Raw genomic sequence first — 16,576 nt, forward strand, 5'->3', positions numbered from 1 at the left:
AACGGGTGCGGCGCGGGAGTCAGCCGGTGGCGACGGGGGCCGGCACGGCGGTCAGCGGCAGCGTGATCGTGAACGTGCTGCCCGTACCCAGGGTGGAGGCCGCCCGGACCTCGCCGCCGTGCTCGCTCACGATCGTCCGCACGATCGCCAGCCCCAGGCCCGGGCCCTGCACCGCCTGGTCCATGGCGTTGGCGCCCCGATGGAACGGCGTGAACAGGCCGGCCAGGTCGCCCGCCGGGATCCCGATGCCGGTGTCGGTCACGGTCAGCGTCGCGGTGTCGCCCGTCACCGTGACGCGGTAGCTGACGCTGCCGCCCGGGCCCGTGAACTTGAGCGCGTTGTCGAGCAGGTTGCGCAGCGCCCGTTCGAGGCGGCGGCCATCACCCTTGACCCAGGCGGCTGCGGCTTCACCCGAAAAGCCTATTTCCCGCGTACGCGCCTGAGCGGCGTACTCCGCGTGCAGGCCCCCCGCCACGGCGGCCAGATCCACCGGGGCGGCCGCCTCCCCGGGTGTGCCGGAGGCGTCGAGCAGCAGCAGGTCCGCGACCGTGGCCTGCAGCCGGTGGGCGTTGCGGAGGATCGCCGTGACGCCGCGCTCCTGCAGCGGGCTCAGCGCGCCGCCGTCGCCGTCCGCGAGCATCTCCGTGTAGCCGAGGATGCTGGTCAGCGGCGTGCGCAGCTCGTGGGTGACCGTGGCGACGAAGGCGTCCTTGCGCTCGTCGAGCACGCGCAGGTCGCGGATCAGCCGGTTCTGCCGGTCGTGCAGGCGCTGCAGCCGGGCGGCGTGGTCGATCTCGCGGGCCAGGGCGGCGAGCAGCCGGCGCTCGTCGTCGGCCCAGTGCGGCCGGTCGCGCCGCACCACGTAGAGCAGGCCGGGCGGGCAGTCGGCGTCGCCGGCCAGCGCCACGGCGATCGCGCCCACCTGGTGCGGGACGTCGCGGGGCACGCCCGGCTCGCCCGCGACGACATCCTGGACGGTACGCGCGGACAGCGCCGCCGCCCGCGCCGGCCACGTGACGTCGGCGACCTGGTCGTCGCCGAGCACGATGCGCCCGTGCACGGCGTCCGCGTGCAGGGCCTCGCCGATCATCGCGGCGACCCGGCGGGCGGTGGCGCCGGGGTGCATGTGCTCGCGCAGCTCCAGGGCCACGGCCTGGCGCAGGTCCGTGCGCAGCAGCCGGGCGGCGTCGGCGGCGTGCAGGCGCTCGGTCTCGGCGGCGAGGTGGTTGAGCGTGCCGATCAGCGTCCGGATCTCCGCCGGCCCGGACGGGACGGCCCGCGCGGACAGCTCGCCCCCGGCCAGCCGGCGCAGGGTGAGCCGGACGTGGTCCAGGGGCGCGAGGACGTACCGGTAGCCCCAGAAACCCAGGCCCAGCGCGCCGAGCAGCAGCACGCCGCCGGCGCCCGCGAAGAGCAGCTGGGTCAGGCGGGACTCGCGGCGGTCGGCGGCGGCGGTCGCGTGCTGCCGGGCGCGGATGGCGGCGTCCACGGCGGCGTTGGCCCGCCGGATCCGGTCGAACAGGTCCTTGCCCTGCTGGGGCACCGGGTCGGCGGCGCCCCCGACGACGATCACGTTGCCGTAGGCGGAGAGCCAGCGGGCGGCCGCGGCGCGCTCCTCGTCCAGCAGGCGCAGCACGTCCGGGTCGGTGGTGGCGGCGGCGACGGCGGCGAAGGCCTCGAACGCGCCGGCGCGGCCCTGCTCGTACGGGTCGAGGAAGTCCTGGTGCCCGGTGAGCTGGAAGCCGCGCACGCCGGTCTCCGCGTCCGTCAGGTGCTGCAGCACCGCGATGTTGGCGTCGCGGGCCGCCTCGGCGCGGGCCGCGCGGGCGGTGTGCCGGGTCTGCAGCCGGTCGGTGACGACGCCCTGGGCCACGGCGAACGCCGCGAAGAGCACGAGCAGCAGCACGCACCCGGCCGGAACGCGGCGCTGCAACGTGCCCATCGCTCAGGCCTCCGGGAGGGTGAACGCGACGGTGGTGCCCCCGCCGGGCGCGGCCTCGGCCCAGATCCGGCCGCCGTGCCGCTCGACGATGCGCCGGCAGGTCGACAGGCCCACCCCGAAGCCGGCCGTACGGTTGTCGACCTGGGTGAACATCTCGAACACCCGGTCCCGGTCGGCGCCGGGGATGCCGATGCCGTTGTCGGTGACAGTGATCAGCCACGCGCCGCTGCGACGCTGCGCGGCGACGCGGACGCGGGCGGGCTCGTCCGGGCGCCGGTACTTGACCGCGTTGCCGATCAAATTCTGCATCAGCTGGCGCAGCAGGACCGGGTCGCCGGCCAGGTGCGGCAGGCCCGGGGCGACGGTCACGGCCGTGCCCGAGGACCCGATGACGTCGCGCAGGTCCATCAGCGCCTGCTCCGCGACCTCGCACAGATCGGCTTCCGTACGGCGGCAGGGCGAGCTGCCTGCGCGGGCGTACTGCAGCAGCGCGTCGATCAGCCCCTGCGACCGGGCGACGGCGCGCGCCCCGGCGGTGATCCACTGCTGGGCCTGCTCGTCGAGGACGGCGCCGTACTCGTCGCCGAGCAGCTCGAGGTAGCCCCCGACGACGGCGAGGGGCGCGGCGAGGTCGTGGCTGACGACCCCGGCGAAGTGCTCCAGCTCGGTGTTGGAGCGGAGCAGCTCGGCGTTGGTGGCGGCGAGGTCGGTGTGCGCCTGCTCGAGCGCGTGGTGCTGGGCCTCCGCGGAGACGAGAAGCTCGCCGTTGATCCGGGCCTGCCGGCGGCGCTCGAAGAGGGCGAGGATCACCTGGGCGAGGTCCTGGAGCCGGTCGATCTGCGCCGGCGTGAGGTCGCGCGGCTCGGCGTCGAACACGCACAGGCTGCCCAGCGCGTGGCCCTGCGGCGTGACGAGCGGCGCCGAGGCGTAGAAGCGGACGTCGGCCAGCAGCCCGGTGACCCACGGATTGGTGGCGAACATGGGGTGCTCACGCGCGTCGCGCACCCACACGAAGTCGCCGTGCAGGAAGTGCACCGCGCACATGGAGTCGGTCCGGGCCGAGTCGCCGCCCGCGAAGCCGGTGGTGGTCAGCTGGCACTGCCGGTTCTCGTCGATGAGGTTGAGCGTGGCGGTCGGCACCCCCGCCACGGCGGCCGCGACCCGGACGACGGCTTCGAGCTCGTCGCCGGCGGGCTGGTCGAGCAGCTGGTACTCGTGCAGGGCCCGCAGCCGTGCCCGCTCCCCCACCAGCTCGCTCACATGTTCCGGTTCGGCAGGTTACGCCCCGATCTGAACGTCCGTTCCTGGACGGCAGCTGAAGGTCGTTATCGATTCGTTACCAACGCTGACGGCGCTCACGTGTGGTGACGGTCACACGCCCGGAACCGGTATCGCCGCGCGTGGATGTGACCGTCAGTGAGCGATCTTGGAAATGGCACGTTACCGGCCAGTAGCCGTGCCCCTTGTTCGCTACCGGCGAGTAGGAGCAACATTTCCCGCACGTTACCGGCCGGCCCCCTCGCGCGGCCGATCGCTCACAGGAGGATGCGGTGAAGGAAGCGCAGGGCGGCCAGGAGTACGGTCGCACCAACTGGCGTCGCTTCATGATCTGGACGGCGGTCCCGGGCGCCGCGGTGGCCGCACTGGTCGTCGGCATGGCCAACGGGGCGTTCGCCGCCTCGTTCTCCGTGTCCGGCCAGTCGTTCAAGATCTCGGCCGACGAGCTCGACGGCGAGGGCTTCTCGCAGTACGGCGGCACGGTCAAGAAGGTCGACGGCACCGAGATCCCGGTCGCCATCTCGGGCATCGCGGACGGCAAGCTGACCAACCTCTGCCAGTCGGTCAAGATCCCCGGCGCCCCGGTCAGCCTCACCATCCGGGCCGGCCGCGAGGACGGCAAGCCGGCCAAGGCGACCAACCTGCTCATCGGCGTCAGCGAGCTCAGCGGCGACGCGACGTTCACCGACATCAACATCGGCCAGGACGCCTCCACCCTCAAGGCGGGCGGCCCGGACGCGCACGGCCAGACCGGCATGTTCGGCCAGGAGGCCGAGCACGTGACCATCGCCGGCCTGCGCCAGACCGCCGTGTCCACCACGGCCGGCTCGTTCACCCTCAACGGCCTCAACCTGAAGGTCAACGTCGCCGCCGACGGCAAGCCCGCCGAGTGCTTCTGACCCAGTTCCCCCGGGCCCGCGGACGTCCAAAGGGCCTGTCCTGCCGATCACGACGGCCTGCGGCGGCCCCAGCTTCCGCCTCGCCGCGCGGCGCGAACGGCCGCATACAACACCGGTATGCGACCGCCCGCCCCCCTTGCGACGCGAAACCTGGACCTCGCCTCGGCGACGCCGCGACCGACAGGACAGGCCCTCCGCAGGCCCGTTCCCTGCTCTGGAGGGGCACGTGGCTCCACTGATCACCGCGGCGGGCTTCCGTCACTGGCGGCGCACCCGGCCGTTCTGGGGCGGGCTGCTGCTCCTGCTGGCCGGCCTCGAGATGTTCCTCAGCGCCAACCAGTCGCTGGGCGACCTCGAGGTGCACTTCGGACCGCAGGGCTTCCTGTCCTACCTGCTGCCGGCGCTGCTGCTGCTCTGCGGCATCCTGACCTGGGTCTCCCCCGGCCAGCGCCTCTTCTACGGCATCATCGGCCTGCTCACCGCCGTGTACTCGCTGGTCGGCCTCAACTTCGGCGGGTTCGTCCTCGGCCTGCTGCTCGGCATCACCGGCGGGGCCCTCGTGCTGGCCTGGTCGCCCCCGCGGCGGGTATCGCCCGCACCGCCCTCCACCGCCCCTTCCCCTGCTCCCGACGACACCGTGCCGCTCTCCCCGGCCACGCCTTCGGTCCCGGCGGCCGAGCTGCCCTACGGGGCGCCGCCCGACCCGGACACCGGCATCGTCCCGGGCTTCCGCGACAACGACACCCAGTCCTTCCCCCCGGCCCCCGACGACCCCGGGCCGCGCGGTGACGTGACCAGGAAGGCACTGGTCATCACGCTCGTCCCCCTGGTGGCCGGCGGCCTCGTGGTCGCCGGCGGCCGCGTCCCCGCGCGCGCCGCCGAGTGCCCGGAAGGCCTGCCGTCCCGCTCGACCACCGCCAAGACCACCCAGCCGTCTCCGCCCCCGTCGACGAAGCCGTCGCCGTCCGCGAAGAAGCCGTCCCCGAAGCCCTCCGCCTCCCGCTCCGCACCCGCCTCCGCGTCGCCCACTCCCAGCAAGACCACCAGCGACGACCCCGGCGACCCCCTCGGCAACATAGTCGGCGGCATCGGCGACCTCCTCGACCCCCTCCTGCCCGATCCCCCGTCCCAGTCCCCGTCGTCGTCCGCGTCCCCGTCGCGGTCGCCGTCCCCGTCGTCGTCCCCCACGGCGACCCCGTCCGCCACCCGTCCCCCTACCAGCGCGAGCCCGTCCCCCAGCCGGTCAGCGCAGCGCTCCCCCAGCGCGACACCTTCCCCCTCGGCCGGCGACGACATCCCCTGCCTCGGCCCCCGGGTGCACAAGAAAGCCGCCCCCGGCGACGTCCCCCAGGTCTCACTGCGCGGCGGCACCCTCGAAACGGCGTCGCTGACCATGTACAACTCGACCTACGTCGGCGTCGCCGACCTCCCCACCGCCGAAGGCATCCTCAAGGCACTCCGCTTCGACATGGACAAGGCCGTCAACAAGCCCTTCACGCTGACCATCCCCGAGGCCGGCGGCCGCACCACCCTGATCGAGAGCAACGAGCTCACCACCGACGGCCACGTCCGCTTCTACACCCCGAAGTTCCAGGGCAAGCTCTTCGGCCTGATCCCGGTCACCTTCACCCCGGACCAGCCGCCGCCCCTGACCCTCCCGGTCCTGTGGTTCACCGACGTGACGATCAACCTGGCCTTCGTCCGCTGCGACACCCTGACCGCCGACCCGCTCGAACTTTCCGGAAAGGCTTGAGGCAAGGGACGGACGCACCGCAATCATCCTTCGTGGCTCGCCACATGTACCGGCTTGCCAAGCTTCGACCGGCTGACTGATGGCCTCGGCCTTGCTTCGTTCGCTCTCTTCACCCAGGATTCATCGCTGGGTGTAGTGAGCGATCCCGAGCAGTACGAAAAGCGCGGGTGCGAAAGCTCCCCCGCCGCCAAGGATGGAAGTCGGGATGTCTGCCGCACTGGCGCGCACCAGAAGGCCGGCGATTCCCCCGACGATGATGGCGAACTGCACCATGAGCACCACAGCCGCCCATTTGCCCATCCTCGACATGCCGGAGTTCTCCTCTGACGAGGAGCGGCTCGAGTCCACTGCGGAACTCACCGTTGACGAGTCAACCCCGTCATGCCGTGCGCTCATGCCGCTCCCTTCAACGAGCCGTGGACTTAGAGACGTATGGGATGAGTTCCCGATGACCGCTGGACGCTACTGGCCATCGCGGCACTTACGAGGAGAACTGGCCCTTGGTACGATCCTGATGCTCCGCCCGACGGTTGATGAGCGACATGGCCCGCACGGCCGGGCCGACGGCGGGCCGACGCGGCTCGGCGATTCGACTTCTACGACGCGTGGGAGGCGGCGCAGCAGACCGTTGCCCGGGCGGCGGCTGAGCGGGTCAAGCACGAACAGCCGGTGGCTCTCACCGGCTTCGAGGTGAGGCGAATCGTGGGCGTCCCCGCCGGCCGGCGCCGTCGCGCGACAGATGCCGGCTCGGCTCAGCCGGCCAGGAGGGCGACAGCCTCGTCGAGGGTGGCCACGAACTCGGCCGGGTCCACCGGCGCCACGAACACGTCGGGCTGGGCCGGTTGCCGGATGCGGCCGGTGATCACCAGCTGGTCGCCGAGCCAGGCGTAGGTTTCCACGTTGTCCAGGATTTCGTCCCAGTGACGCAGCAGCCAGAAGCGCTGGGCGAACCCGGTGTCGTTGGCGCTCAGGCAGTCGAACACCTCGGCGGGTGACCGCCCGGGAAACGGGCAGGCCGGGACTGCTCGCTGCCGGACCAGGTCGGCGGCGGAGCGCAGCTGGGGCACCAGCGTCGGCACGTAGGCGGCGTTGTCGTGGCAGGTGAGCCTTCGGCCGTCCGCCCAGACGTCCACCTCGCGCACGCTGGTCGCCTCGGTCGCGCCCGCTTCCACGACGTAGGCGGGCGGGCCGCCCACCTCGATCGCGAAGGTGGCCCGCCGGCCGAAGGCCGCGTGTCCCGTCACTCCTCGTCCTTGGCGGGCGCCGACGTAGGCCGGGTGGTGTCGTCTCCGGAAACCGCGACGGAGGGGCCGGTGGAAGGGGAAGCGGAAGCGACGGCACCGGTCGCCGCCCCGACCTGGTCGGCCAGGTGCAGGTCGGCGTCGTCAGGCGACGACGGGGAGGAAGGGGAGTCAGGAGCCGGGCCCACAGCCGAGGCCAGCAGCACATTGTTCGGGATGTTGAGCGGCCCGTCGTCGGTTTCGAGGACCGTGTAGAGCAGCCCCGCCGACACGACCACCCCCTCCAGCGGCCCGTTGATCGCGCCCGACATGACGCGGATGCGGATGCCCGGCACGTAGGGGCGCGAGAACAGCAGCACCAGCCCGGCGAACAGGTTGCTCAGGACCGGCTGGGCGGCCAGGCCCAGGATCACGCCGGTGACCGCGCCGCCGAGCAGCAGGTTGCGGACGCCCAGGCCGACCAGGTCGAGGACCGAGAACAAGGCGATCAGGTAGCCGCCGAGCAGCACGATCAACCGCAGCGGAGTGGCGGCCACCTCGCCGGCGCGGGCCACGCTGATGCGGTGCACCTCGCGCGACGCGGTGCGGCTGGCGGCGATGCCGAAGAAGGCCACGAGCACAGCGCACCCGTACGCGATCAGCCGCTCGCGCATCGACGCCGAGCTCACGCCGCCGACTTCGAGCCCGGTGATCAGGGCGGCCAGGGCGAGCAGCCCGTAGACGACCGTGCGGCGGAAGTCCGGCCGCACATGATTGTCGAGAGCCCGCCAGTCCCCGCCGCGCCACATGCCCGTGACTGTAGCGAATGATCAAGCGGAGGCGAGCACGTCGTCGGCCGGACAGCGGGCCCGCATCACGTACCGGTCGAGGAAGCCGGCCACCGCGTCGCGGGTGTCGCGGGCCACCCCTTGCCGGGCCAGCCCTTCATACGCGGCGACGAAGCACAGCCGTGCCGCCCGCGCCAGGAGAGGATCGCTGAGCCCGTCGCGCGCGGCCCGCTCCCAGAGCCCCGGCTGATCGCGCAGCGGCTCCACGGCCCCCAGCGCCTGCACGGCGGCCCGCGGCTCGTCGAGCAGTGCGCTGATCACCGCGACCGGGACCTGCCAGCCGTCGCCGGGCTGTGCGTCGGCCACGTCGATCGCCAGGTGCCCGCGCGCGCTGACCGGGAAGTGCGCCGAGCCGAGGTGCGCCGCGACATCGGCGGCGGCGGGCAGGACGCGGGACGCCTGACGCCGGGAACGCCAGCCGGTGGGCCGGCCGTCGCGCAGCGGGGAGTTGGCGAACGCGGCGGCGAGCACCGGGGCGACCGCATGGGCGAGGGCCCACCGGCGGGGCAGCCCGAGCAGGCCGCGCTCGTCGAGCCCCGCTTCCAGGTGCACCCGGACGCCACCGGTGAGAGTGCCCGGGACGAGGGCGAGGTCGGCCGTCATGCGGGTCAGCGCCACGGCGACACCCGGAGACGGCGGTCCGCTGAGGACAACCGGCCCGGACGGGCGTACCTCGAGGAAGCCGTGGCGAAGCGGCACCCGGCCGGCGGCGAGCCGCTGGGCCGGCACGAGGTCGACCTCGGCGCCGATGAATCCCGGCCGGGCGGGGGTGAGCGCACCGGAGGCGACGAGCGCGGAGGTCCTCATGGCGCCACAGCCTACTCAATCGATAGGAATTATGGGTAGCGTCACACCGGTGATCGACAGGCTTGCATTGCCTATCAAGCCTATGGAAAATGTGCGCCATGCGTACCGCTCTTCCTCTCACCCTCTCCGCCGTGCTGCTGGCCGGGGCCCTCGCGGGCTGCCAGGCCGGCAGCGACGACGACACCTCCGCCGGCGCCGCGTTCGACCCGGCGACCTGTCAGGGCGGCACGCTGTCGGTGCTCAACCAGGGCGGCATCACGCACCTGGACCCGGCGCGGCTCTACACCTCCGGCGGCGGCAACATCCCGTCGCTGCTCTTCCGCACGCTGACCACCCGCAACCGCCTCGAGGGCGAGGCCGGCACGAAGCCCGCGCCCGACCTGGCCACCGATCTGGGCAAGCCGTCGGACGGCGCGAAGACGTGGACGTACAAGCTGCGGGACAACATCTTCTTCGAGGACGGCACGCCGATCACGGCGGCCGACGTGAAGTACGGCATCGAGCGCTCGTTCGCGCCCGAACTGCCCGGCGGCGCGCCCTACCTGCGCGACTGGCTGGTCGGCGCGGCCGGTTACCAGGGGCCCTACAAGCAGCCCGGCGGCATCAAGGCCATCGAGACGCCCGACGCCAGGACGATCGTCTTCAAGCTGCGCAAGCCCGAGGGCGACTTCCCCTACCTGGCCACGGCCACGCAGTTCGCGCCCGTGCCCAAGGCCAAGGACACCGGCACGGAGTACGAGAAGCATCCGATCTCCTCCGGCCCGTACCAGGTCGAGAGCTACGACCCCAAGAAGAGCCTCGTGCTCGTCCGCAACCCGCACTGGAAGCGCGACGCCGACGAGCTGCGCTACGCCTGCCCCGACCGCATCGAGGTCACCGCGGGCCTCGACTCGGCCGTCATCAACCAGCGGCTCGTCGCCGGGGCGGGACAGGACGCCGACGCGGTCACCACGGACGCGGTCGTCGGCCCCGAGCAGCTCGCCCAGCTGGGCCCGGGCGGCCAGCTCGAGAAGCGGGTCGCACGCGGCGAGTTCCCGTCGACCACCTATCTCGCCTTCAACACCAAGAAGGCTCCCTTCGACGACGTGAAGGTGCGGCAGGCCCTCTCGTACGCGATCAATCGCACCTCGGTCGTGAACGCCCTCGGCGGCAGTGCCGTCGCCGGCCCCTCGACCACCTTCCTGCCCCCGCAGAAGGCGCTGGGCTATCAGCAGTACGACTATTTCCCGGCGGGCGAGAACGGCGACCCGGCCAAGGCCAAGGAGCTGCTGGGTCAGGGCGGACTGACCATCGAGCTCGCCCACGAGAACGACGACGCCAACGGCCTCGGGCCGAAGGTCGCCGCCGCCGTGCAGGAGGCGTTCAAGCAGGCCGGTGTCACCGTCACGCTCAACGCGATCGACAGTAGTACCTACCGCGACGTCACGGGCAAGCCCAGCACCCAGCCCGGGCTGTCGCTGCAGAGCTGGGGCGCCGACTGGCCGTCCGGCGGGCCGTTCCTCATCCCGATCTTCGACGGCCGCCAGATCATCACCGCGGGCGGCAACTTCAACCTCGCCCAGTACGACGACCCGGCCGTCAACGCCGAGATCGACGCGATCCAGGCCCTGACCGACCCGGCCCAGGCCCAGCAGCGCTGGGGTGCCCTCGACGCCAAGCTCGGACAGCTCGCGCTGACGATCCCGCTGACCCACGAGAAGGACGTCTACCTCTTCGGCAAGAACGTCAAGAACGCCGTGCCGGACGGCTGGCGCGGCACCTACGATCTGGCCCGAATTTCCGTCAAGTGATCACTCTTCGCCGCCTGCTCGGCGACCGCGCCTTCCTCACGGGCGCGGTCGCCGCCGCGGTCATGGTCCTCGTCGCCCTGACCGCGCCCCTGCTCACGGCCCTCGCCGGGCAGGACCCCACGACCTATCACAACGACCTGCTCGACTCGGCCCGCGGCGGCGTCCCCACCGGCGCGCTCGGCGGGCTCAGCGGCGAGCACTGGCTCGGCGTCGAACCGGGCACCGGCCGCGACCTGTTCGCCCGCGTGGTCCACGGCGCCCGCGTCTCGCTCGGCGTCGCCTTCTCCGCCTTGGTGCTGCAACTGCTGCTGGGCGTCGGCATCGGCGTCGCGGCGGGCCTCGGCGGCCGGTACGCCGACGCGGTCCTCAGCCGTCTCACCGACCTGACCCTGGCCTTCCCCGGCCTGGTGCTCGCGATCGCGCTGCTGGCCGTGGTGCCGCAGTCGTGGCCGCGGCCCGTGCTGCTGGCCGTGGTCATCGCCCTGCTGGGCTGGGCCGGCACCGCCCGCATCACGCGCGCCGAGACACTGTCGCTCAAGACCCGGGACTACGTCGCCGCGGCGCGCGTGTCCGGGGCGAGCCCGCTGCGGGTGGCCCGGCGCGAGATCCTGCCCGGCCTGGCCGCGCCCGTGCTCACGTACGCCGCCCTGGTCCTGCCCGGCAACATGATCAGCGAGGCGGGCCTGTCGTTCCTGGGTGTCGGCGTGCGCCCGCCGACTCCGTCCTGGGGGCAGATGCTGTCCACGGCGACGACGTGGTTCCGCGCCGACCCGCTCTACGTCTTCATCCCCGGCGGGCTGCTCTTCGTCACGTTGCTCGCCTTCGTCCTGGTCGCCAACGGCGTGCGCCGCGTGCTCGACCCCCGGCAGAGCGAGGTGCTGCGATGATCGCCCACGGCGTGCGCCGGGTGCTCAATATCCGGCCGAGCGAGGTGCTGCGGTGATCGGCCTGTTGCTGCGCCGCGTCGCCGGGGCCGTGCTGGTGCTGCTCGCCCTCTCCGCCATCGTGTACGCCCTCTTCTACCTCGCCCCGCGCGACCCGGCCGTGCTCACCTGCGGCAAGGGCTGCACCCCCGAGCGCCTCGCCGACGTGCGCGCCGCGATGGGCCTCGACGAGTCGGCACTCACCCAGTACTGGCACTTCCTCGAAGGGCTGGTCACCGGCCGCGACTACCCGGCCGGCCCCGACGTGCGGCACTGCCCGGCGCCCTGCCTCGGCTACTCCTTCGAGACCGACCAGCCCGTGACCGCCCTGCTCGCCGACCGCCTGCCCGTCTCCGCCTCGCTCGCCCTCGGCGCCGAGACCCTGTCGGTGGCTGTGGGCATCGGCGCCGGCTCGCTCGCCGGGCTGCGCCGCTTCCGCTTCCTCGATCCGCTGGTCAACGGCCTGGTCCTCGCGGGCTACGCCGTCCCCGTCTTCCTGGTCGGCCTGTTCCTGCTGCTGCTCTTCTGCGTCCGGCTGCAGTGGCTGCCCTTCCCGCAGTACGTCGCGTTCACCACCGATCCCCTGCAATGGGCGCAGAACCTGATCCTGCCCTGGATCGCGCTGGCCGTGATCCTGTCCGCCACCTACGCCCGGCTCACCCGGGCCGGCCTCGAACAGGCGCTCGGCGAGGACTACGTGCGCACAGCCCGGGCGTACGGCTTCCCGGAGCGCCGCATCCTGCGCAGCCGGGCCCTGCGCGGCGCCCTCGTCCCGCTGGTGACGCTGACCGCCATGGACCTCGCCTCCCTCATGGCCAGCGCCGTGCTGACCGAGACCATGTTCGGCCTGCCCGGGGTCGGCCAGCTCCTGGTCGGGGCGGTCAACCAGATCGACCTTCCGGTGGTCGTCGGCGTCATCCTGCTCACCGGCTTCCTGGTGGTCGTGGCCAACGCCGTCGCCGACCTCCTCTACGCCGCCGTCGACCCGAGAGTGCAGCTCACATGACCCTGTTGTCGGTCCGCGACCTGCGGATCAGGTTCGGCGCCACGACGGCCGTCGACGGGCTCTCCTTCGACCTCGACGAGGGCGGGGCGCTCGGCATCGTCGGCGAGTCGGGCTCGGGCAAGAGCGCCACCGCCCTCGCCCTGCTCGGCCTGCACACCGGGGCGACGGTGGACGGCACGCTGGAGTTCGCGGGCAAGCCGATCACGCCGGCGCTGCGGGGCGCGGAGATCGCCATGGTGTTCCAGGAACCGCTGACCGCCCTGAGCCCGTTCCACACCATCGGGCACCAGATCGCCGAGGTCTACCGGCTGCACACCGGCGCTTCGCGGAAGGCCGCGCGGGCCCGGGCCGTCGAGGTGCTCCGGCAGGTGCACATCGCCGATGCCGAGCGGCGGGCGGACGCGTACCCCCATCAGTTCTCCGGCGGGATGCGCCAGCGCGCGCTGATCGCCATGGCGCTCGCCTGCCGGCCGCGCCTGATCGTCGCGGACGAGCCGACCACGGCCCTCGACGTGACGGTCCAGGCCCAGATCCTCGACCTGCTCGACGAGGTACGCACCACCACCGGTACGGCCCTGCTGCTGATCAGCCACGATCTCGGCGTCGTCGCGGGCGCCACGGACGACGTCGTCGTGATGCGCCGCGGCGTGGCGGTCGAATCCGGGCGTACGGACGACGTGCTCGTGTCCCCGCAGGCCGGCTACACGAAGGCCTTGCTCGCCGCCGTGCCCCGCCCCTCGTCACGACGCGAGATCACGGGCGCGCCGCTGCTCCGGGTGGAGAACGTCCGGCGGCACTTCCGGCAGCGCGGCTTCCGCTCACCGCCCGTCCGCGCGGTCGACGGCATCAGCCTCGACGTGCGCGAGGGCGAGACGCTCGGCATCGTGGGCGAGAGCGGCACGGGCAAGACCACGCTCGCCCGGATGATGGTCGGCCTCGTCCCGCCCTCGTCGGGCCGCATCACGCTCGGCGGCAAGGACATCAAGCAGCGGCGGGGCCGCTCGGTGCAGATGGTGTTCCAGGACCCGATGTCGTCGCTCAACCCGCGGCGGACCGTGGGCGAGAGCATCGCCGACCCGCTGCGGCTGCAGGGCCACGCGACGCCGCGCGAGGAGGCCACGCGGCTGCTCGAACGGGTCGGCCTCGGCGCCGGCCGGTACGACCGCTATCCGCACCAGCTCTCCGGCGGCATGCGGCAGCGGGTCGGCATCGCCCGGGCGCTGGCCCCGGCGCCGCGCCTGATCGTGTGCGACGAGCCGGTCTCCTCGCTGGACGTCACCACGCAGGCGCAGGTGCTGGCGCTGCTCGAGGACGTGCGCCGCGAGCGGGGTCTGACCATGGTCTTCGTGACGCACGACCTGGCGGTGCTGCGGCAGATCGCCGACCGGGTCGCGGTCATGCAGTCCGGCCAGGTGGTGGAGCTGGGCGAGGTCGCCGACGTGTACGAGCAGCCGCAGCACCCGTACACGAAGGAGCTCCTCGCCGCGATCCCCGTGACCGACCCGGTGGAGGCCCGCCGGTTGCGTGCCGACCGGCGGGCCCTCGCTCAGCGCGCGGGGTAGGGCAGGGTGCCGGGCCTCGGGAGCTTGCCGGAGGAGCGGGCCGCCAGAGTCGCCGGGCCGCGCACGTAGAGGCGGCCGCCGTAACGGAACCAGGCGATGCCGCCGTCGGCGTCGCGCCCGAAGATCGCCCGGATGTGCTGCTCGGAGCCGTCCGGGTAGAGCACCAGCACGTGGTCGCGGCGGTAGAACACCAGCCGCAGCGCCTCGACGCCGCCGCTGCTGACCACGAGCTGCCCGTCGCCCGGGGCGATGTCCAGGGTGACGGCGGCCTCCTCGCCCTGGAAGCCGATCTGCCGCGCGGTGTAGCTGCCGGCGTAGGGGGCCAGCTCGCGGGCGGGCAGCGACCGCGGGACGGCCGGCAGGTTGTGCAGGCCCAGGAAGCGGTCCAGCGCCCAGTCGTCGGCGAAGAGGTCGAGCGTCAGCAGCGGGCCGGTCTCCGAGTTGGTCAGCACGGTCAGGGCGAAGTCGCGCTCCGGGACGATCAGGAACCCGGAGTGCTGCCCGTCCCAGTCGCCGCCGTGCTGGAACACCTTGGGACCCTCGGCCGTCGGGCGGATCATCCAGGTCACGCCGAAGCCGTCGATCTCGACATAGAGCGTGCCGCCCGGACCCGGGCGCGAGCGCATCGCCCGCAGCGACCGCTCGGTCAGCAGCCGCCGCCCGCCGCCGGGCACCCGGCCGTCCCCGAGATGGAAGCCGGCCCACCGCAGCTGGTCCCGGGCACTCGAGATCAGGCCGCCGGCCGGGTTGATGCTGCGTGGGATGTCGAACGCCGCCGGTACGGGCACGAGCTCGCCCGTGGCGTCCGGCAGGTGCGGCACGGCCACGGTGGCGCCGGGCAGCTCGCCGAGGGTGAACGCCGACGTGTCCAGGCGCAGCGGGGCGAGGAGCAGATCGTGGACCGCCCGCTCGTACGTGGTGCCGGTGACGGCCTCGATCACGCGCCCGGCCAGGCTGAGCGCGGCGTTGTTGTAGTGCATGACCTGGCCCGGCGGCGTCAGCTGGGGCAGCCGCGCCATGCCCTCGACATAGCGGGCCAGCGCCGCGTCGTCCGAGCCCGTGTCGAGGAAGAAGTCGCCGAGCCAGCCGGCGCTGTGGTTCAGGATCTGGCGTACGGTGACCCGCTCGGACGCCCGCTCGTCGGCGACCCGGAAATCGGGCAGGTAGTGGCGCACCCGGCGATCGAGGTCGATCCTGCCCCGCTCGACGAGCCGCATGACCGCGGTGCCGGTGAAGGTCTTGCTGGTGGACGCGACCCGAAAGACGGTGTCCGCGTCGACCGGCGCCGGGTCGGCGATGTTCGTGACGCCGAGCCCGAAGGCGTGATCGGTGCCGCGGTAACGCACCCCGACGGCCACGCCCGGGATGTCGTAGGCGGCCATGCGGGCCTCGATGAAGGCGACGAGATCGCGGACGGCGGCGGGCCGGCTGAGGCTCTTCCCGCGCGCGGACGCACTGGTGGTGTGGGCGGCGGCGAGTGGGCCGGCGGCCGCCGCGACGGCGGCGGCACGCAGGACGGTGCGACGGGACGTGGTGCCGGACATGGGACCCCCCGAGCTCGTTACGGCCGTGTAACGCGCCCACCCTATCGGCATCGGCCGATCTCTGGGAGGGGCGAGCCGTACGCGCGGGGGGGTGTCAGGCCGCGCGCCGGGCCCGGCGGTAGCCCATCGCCTCGAAGTCGTCCGCCACCCGGCCCAGGGCCTTGTCCCGGTCCGACTGTCGCTCGTAGACCCGCTCCGACGAGCGGATGATCTCCCCGGCCAGCGTGATGACGATGCTGATCCGGGTGTCCCCGCGCGGGGAGATGGTCACGCACTCGACCCGCCGGACGAGCCCGCGCCAGCGGCCCCGGGTGAGTTCAACGACGCGTTCGCTCACGGATATCCCCTCGTAACAACGATCGGCTAGCGAGCACCGTAGGCGTCAAAGCCGATTTCCGAAACTAGACTCGCGGTGTGGCAACCTGGTACGAGTCGCACATCGACCGCAAGATCCGCGAGGCGCAGGAGCAAGGCCAGTTCGACGACCTCCCCGGCGCCGGCAAGCCCCTGAGCGACCACGGCCAGGAGTACGACGAGGACTGGTGGGTGCGCGACTGGCTGCGCCGCGAGGGCGCCACGGCCGGCGCCCTGCCCCCGACCCTCGCCCTGCGCCGCGAGCGCGAGGACCTCCGCGAAACCATCGACCGCCGGCACTCCGAGGCCGAGGTCCGCGAGTACGTCGCCAACCTCAACGAGCAACTCCGCAAGGCCCGCGCCGGCCTCCTCGACGGCCCGCCCGTGCTCCTGCCCCCGCTCGACCCCGACGAGGTCGTCAAGGGCTGGCGCGCCCGCCGCCAGTCGTAGCGGCCCCCTCCTGGTCCCGCGCCTCGCACCATGAACCGTCCCCGCCGGCCGATCTGTCTCCGCATTCTTCGCCGCTCCCAGCGCTTATAAATGACGACTCGCTCCTTGTCCGACGGCGACAGGTCACTGGGTACGCCTTTCGCCTCGCCCGCAGCGAACCAGCGCGTTCGTTTGCGCCACCCACATGCATTCACAGCGCA

Annotated in this window: 15 protein-coding genes; 7 read left to right on the forward strand and 8 right to left on the reverse strand. The window is 72.8% G+C overall.

What is annotated here, in order from left to right; translation table 11 throughout:
• Positions 1 to 19: 19 nt before the first annotated feature.
• Positions 20 to 1,942, reverse strand: coding sequence for an ATP-binding protein (locus RAN62_RS05585; RefSeq protein WP_305783373.1), 1,923 nt, complete (start codon positions 1,940 to 1,942; stop codon positions 20 to 22).
• 3 nt (positions 1,943 to 1,945) lie between these two features.
• Positions 1,946 to 3,202 carry a sensor histidine kinase gene (locus tag RAN62_RS05590; protein WP_305783374.1) on the reverse strand — a complete coding sequence of 419 codons (1,257 nt, stop codon included), beginning with the start codon at positions 3,200 to 3,202 and terminating at the stop codon, positions 1,946 to 1,948.
• 290 nt (positions 3,203 to 3,492) lie between these two features.
• Between RAN62_RS05590 and RAN62_RS05595 the strand changes: the two genes are divergently transcribed.
• Together RAN62_RS05595 and RAN62_RS05600 are read left to right on the forward strand one after the other, a co-directional pair.
• Positions 3,493 to 4,119, forward strand: coding sequence for a DUF6230 family protein (locus RAN62_RS05595; protein ID WP_438874470.1), 627 nt, complete (start codon positions 3,493 to 3,495; stop codon positions 4,117 to 4,119).
• 226 nt (positions 4,120 to 4,345) lie between these two features.
• Positions 4,346 to 5,872, forward strand: coding sequence for a DUF6114 domain-containing protein (locus RAN62_RS05600; protein WP_305783375.1), 1,527 nt, complete (start codon positions 4,346 to 4,348; stop codon positions 5,870 to 5,872).
• A gap of 120 nt (positions 5,873 to 5,992) precedes the next feature.
• Here RAN62_RS05600 and RAN62_RS05605 read toward each other — a convergent pair whose 3' ends face one another.
• From RAN62_RS05605 to RAN62_RS05620, 4 genes are all read right to left on the reverse strand, one after another.
• Positions 5,993 to 6,268 carry a hypothetical protein gene (locus RAN62_RS05605; protein WP_305783376.1) on the reverse strand — a complete coding sequence of 92 codons (276 nt, stop codon included), beginning with the start codon at positions 6,266 to 6,268 and terminating at the stop codon, positions 5,993 to 5,995.
• Positions 6,269 to 6,624: 356 nt separating this feature from the next.
• On the reverse strand, positions 6,625 to 7,116 hold the full coding sequence (locus RAN62_RS05610; protein WP_305783377.1) for a hypothetical protein: 492 nt from the start codon (positions 7,114 to 7,116) through the stop codon (positions 6,625 to 6,627).
• A complete protein-coding gene (locus RAN62_RS05615) occupies positions 7,113 to 7,901 on the reverse strand; it encodes a mechanosensitive ion channel family protein (RefSeq protein WP_305783378.1) in 789 nt (262 codons plus the stop codon). The genes RAN62_RS05610 and RAN62_RS05615 overlap by 4 nt, the downstream gene beginning before the upstream one ends.
• Before the next feature lie 21 nt (positions 7,902 to 7,922).
• The gene (locus tag RAN62_RS05620; RefSeq protein ID WP_305783379.1) at positions 7,923 to 8,747 is read right to left on the reverse strand and encodes a glutamate-cysteine ligase family protein; all 825 of its coding nucleotides are present in this window, start codon (positions 8,745 to 8,747) and stop codon (positions 7,923 to 7,925) included.
• 98 nt (positions 8,748 to 8,845) lie between these two features.
• Here RAN62_RS05620 and RAN62_RS05625 point away from each other — a divergent pair, with 98 nt between their 5' ends.
• Genes RAN62_RS05625 through RAN62_RS05640 form a run of 4 tightly spaced genes read left to right on the forward strand, consistent with a single transcriptional unit; the run spans position 8,846 to position 14,028 of the window.
• Positions 8,846 to 10,537: an ABC transporter substrate-binding protein gene (locus RAN62_RS05625; protein ID WP_305783380.1), complete on the forward strand. Its 1,692-nt coding sequence runs from the start codon at positions 8,846 to 8,848 to the stop codon at positions 10,535 to 10,537.
• Positions 10,534 to 11,424: an ABC transporter permease gene (locus tag RAN62_RS05630; RefSeq protein WP_305783381.1), complete on the forward strand. Its 891-nt coding sequence runs from the start codon at positions 10,534 to 10,536 to the stop codon at positions 11,422 to 11,424. Before RAN62_RS05625 ends, RAN62_RS05630 begins: the two co-directional genes overlap by 4 nt.
• A gap of 52 nt (positions 11,425 to 11,476) precedes the next feature.
• Positions 11,477 to 12,466: an ABC transporter permease gene (locus tag RAN62_RS05635; RefSeq protein ID WP_305783382.1), complete on the forward strand. Its 990-nt coding sequence runs from the start codon at positions 11,477 to 11,479 to the stop codon at positions 12,464 to 12,466.
• The gene (locus tag RAN62_RS05640) at positions 12,463 to 14,028 is read left to right on the forward strand and encodes a dipeptide ABC transporter ATP-binding protein (RefSeq protein ID WP_305783383.1); all 1,566 of its coding nucleotides are present in this window, start codon (positions 12,463 to 12,465) and stop codon (positions 14,026 to 14,028) included. Before RAN62_RS05635 ends, RAN62_RS05640 begins: the two co-directional genes overlap by 4 nt.
• On the opposite strand, the gene RAN62_RS05645 is transcribed toward RAN62_RS05640, so the two are convergent.
• Complete coding sequence (locus tag RAN62_RS05645; protein WP_305783384.1) at positions 14,013 to 15,572, reverse strand: serine hydrolase domain-containing protein; 1,560 nt, start codon at positions 15,570 to 15,572, stop codon at positions 14,013 to 14,015. The two genes, RAN62_RS05640 and RAN62_RS05645, sit on opposite strands and share 16 nt — an antisense overlap.
• Before the next feature lie 94 nt (positions 15,573 to 15,666).
• Positions 15,667 to 15,909, reverse strand: a complete 243-nt coding sequence (locus RAN62_RS05650; protein ID WP_305783385.1) for a hypothetical protein — start codon at positions 15,907 to 15,909, stop codon at positions 15,667 to 15,669.
• 77 nt (positions 15,910 to 15,986) lie between these two features.
• On the opposite strand from RAN62_RS05650, the gene RAN62_RS05655 reads away from it, so the two are divergent.
• The gene (locus tag RAN62_RS05655; protein WP_305783386.1) at positions 15,987 to 16,376 is read left to right on the forward strand and encodes a DnaJ family domain-containing protein; all 390 of its coding nucleotides are present in this window, start codon (positions 15,987 to 15,989) and stop codon (positions 16,374 to 16,376) included.
• Positions 16,377 to 16,576 lie beyond the last annotated feature (200 nt).

The sequence above is a fragment of the Symbioplanes lichenis genome, from assembly GCF_030709675.1.
GTDB lineage: Bacteria > Actinomycetota > Actinomycetes > Mycobacteriales > Micromonosporaceae > Actinoplanes > Actinoplanes lichenis.

What these genes read in the sequence shown, in the direction of transcription:
- RAN62_RS05585 (WP_305783373.1), bottom strand. Translation starts at nt 1,942, where the DNA reads ATGGGCACGTTGCAGCGCCGCGTTCCGGCCGGGTGCGTGCTGCTGCTC.
- RAN62_RS05605 (WP_305783376.1), bottom strand. Translation starts at nt 6,268, where the DNA reads ATGAGCGCACGGCATGACGGGGTTGACTCGTCAACGGTGAGTTCCGCA.
- RAN62_RS05615 (WP_305783378.1), bottom strand. Translation starts at nt 7,901, where the DNA reads ATGTGGCGCGGCGGGGACTGGCGGGCTCTCGACAATCATGTGCGGCCG.
- RAN62_RS05620 (WP_305783379.1), bottom strand. Translation starts at nt 8,747, where the DNA reads ATGAGGACCTCCGCGCTCGTCGCCTCCGGTGCGCTCACCCCCGCCCGG.
- RAN62_RS05625 (WP_305783380.1), top strand. Translation starts at nt 8,846, where the DNA reads ATGCGTACCGCTCTTCCTCTCACCCTCTCCGCCGTGCTGCTGGCCGGG.
- RAN62_RS05640 (WP_305783383.1), top strand. Translation starts at nt 12,463, where the DNA reads ATGACCCTGTTGTCGGTCCGCGACCTGCGGATCAGGTTCGGCGCCACG.
- RAN62_RS05645 (WP_305783384.1), bottom strand. Translation starts at nt 15,572, where the DNA reads ATGTCCGGCACCACGTCCCGTCGCACCGTCCTGCGTGCCGCCGCCGTC.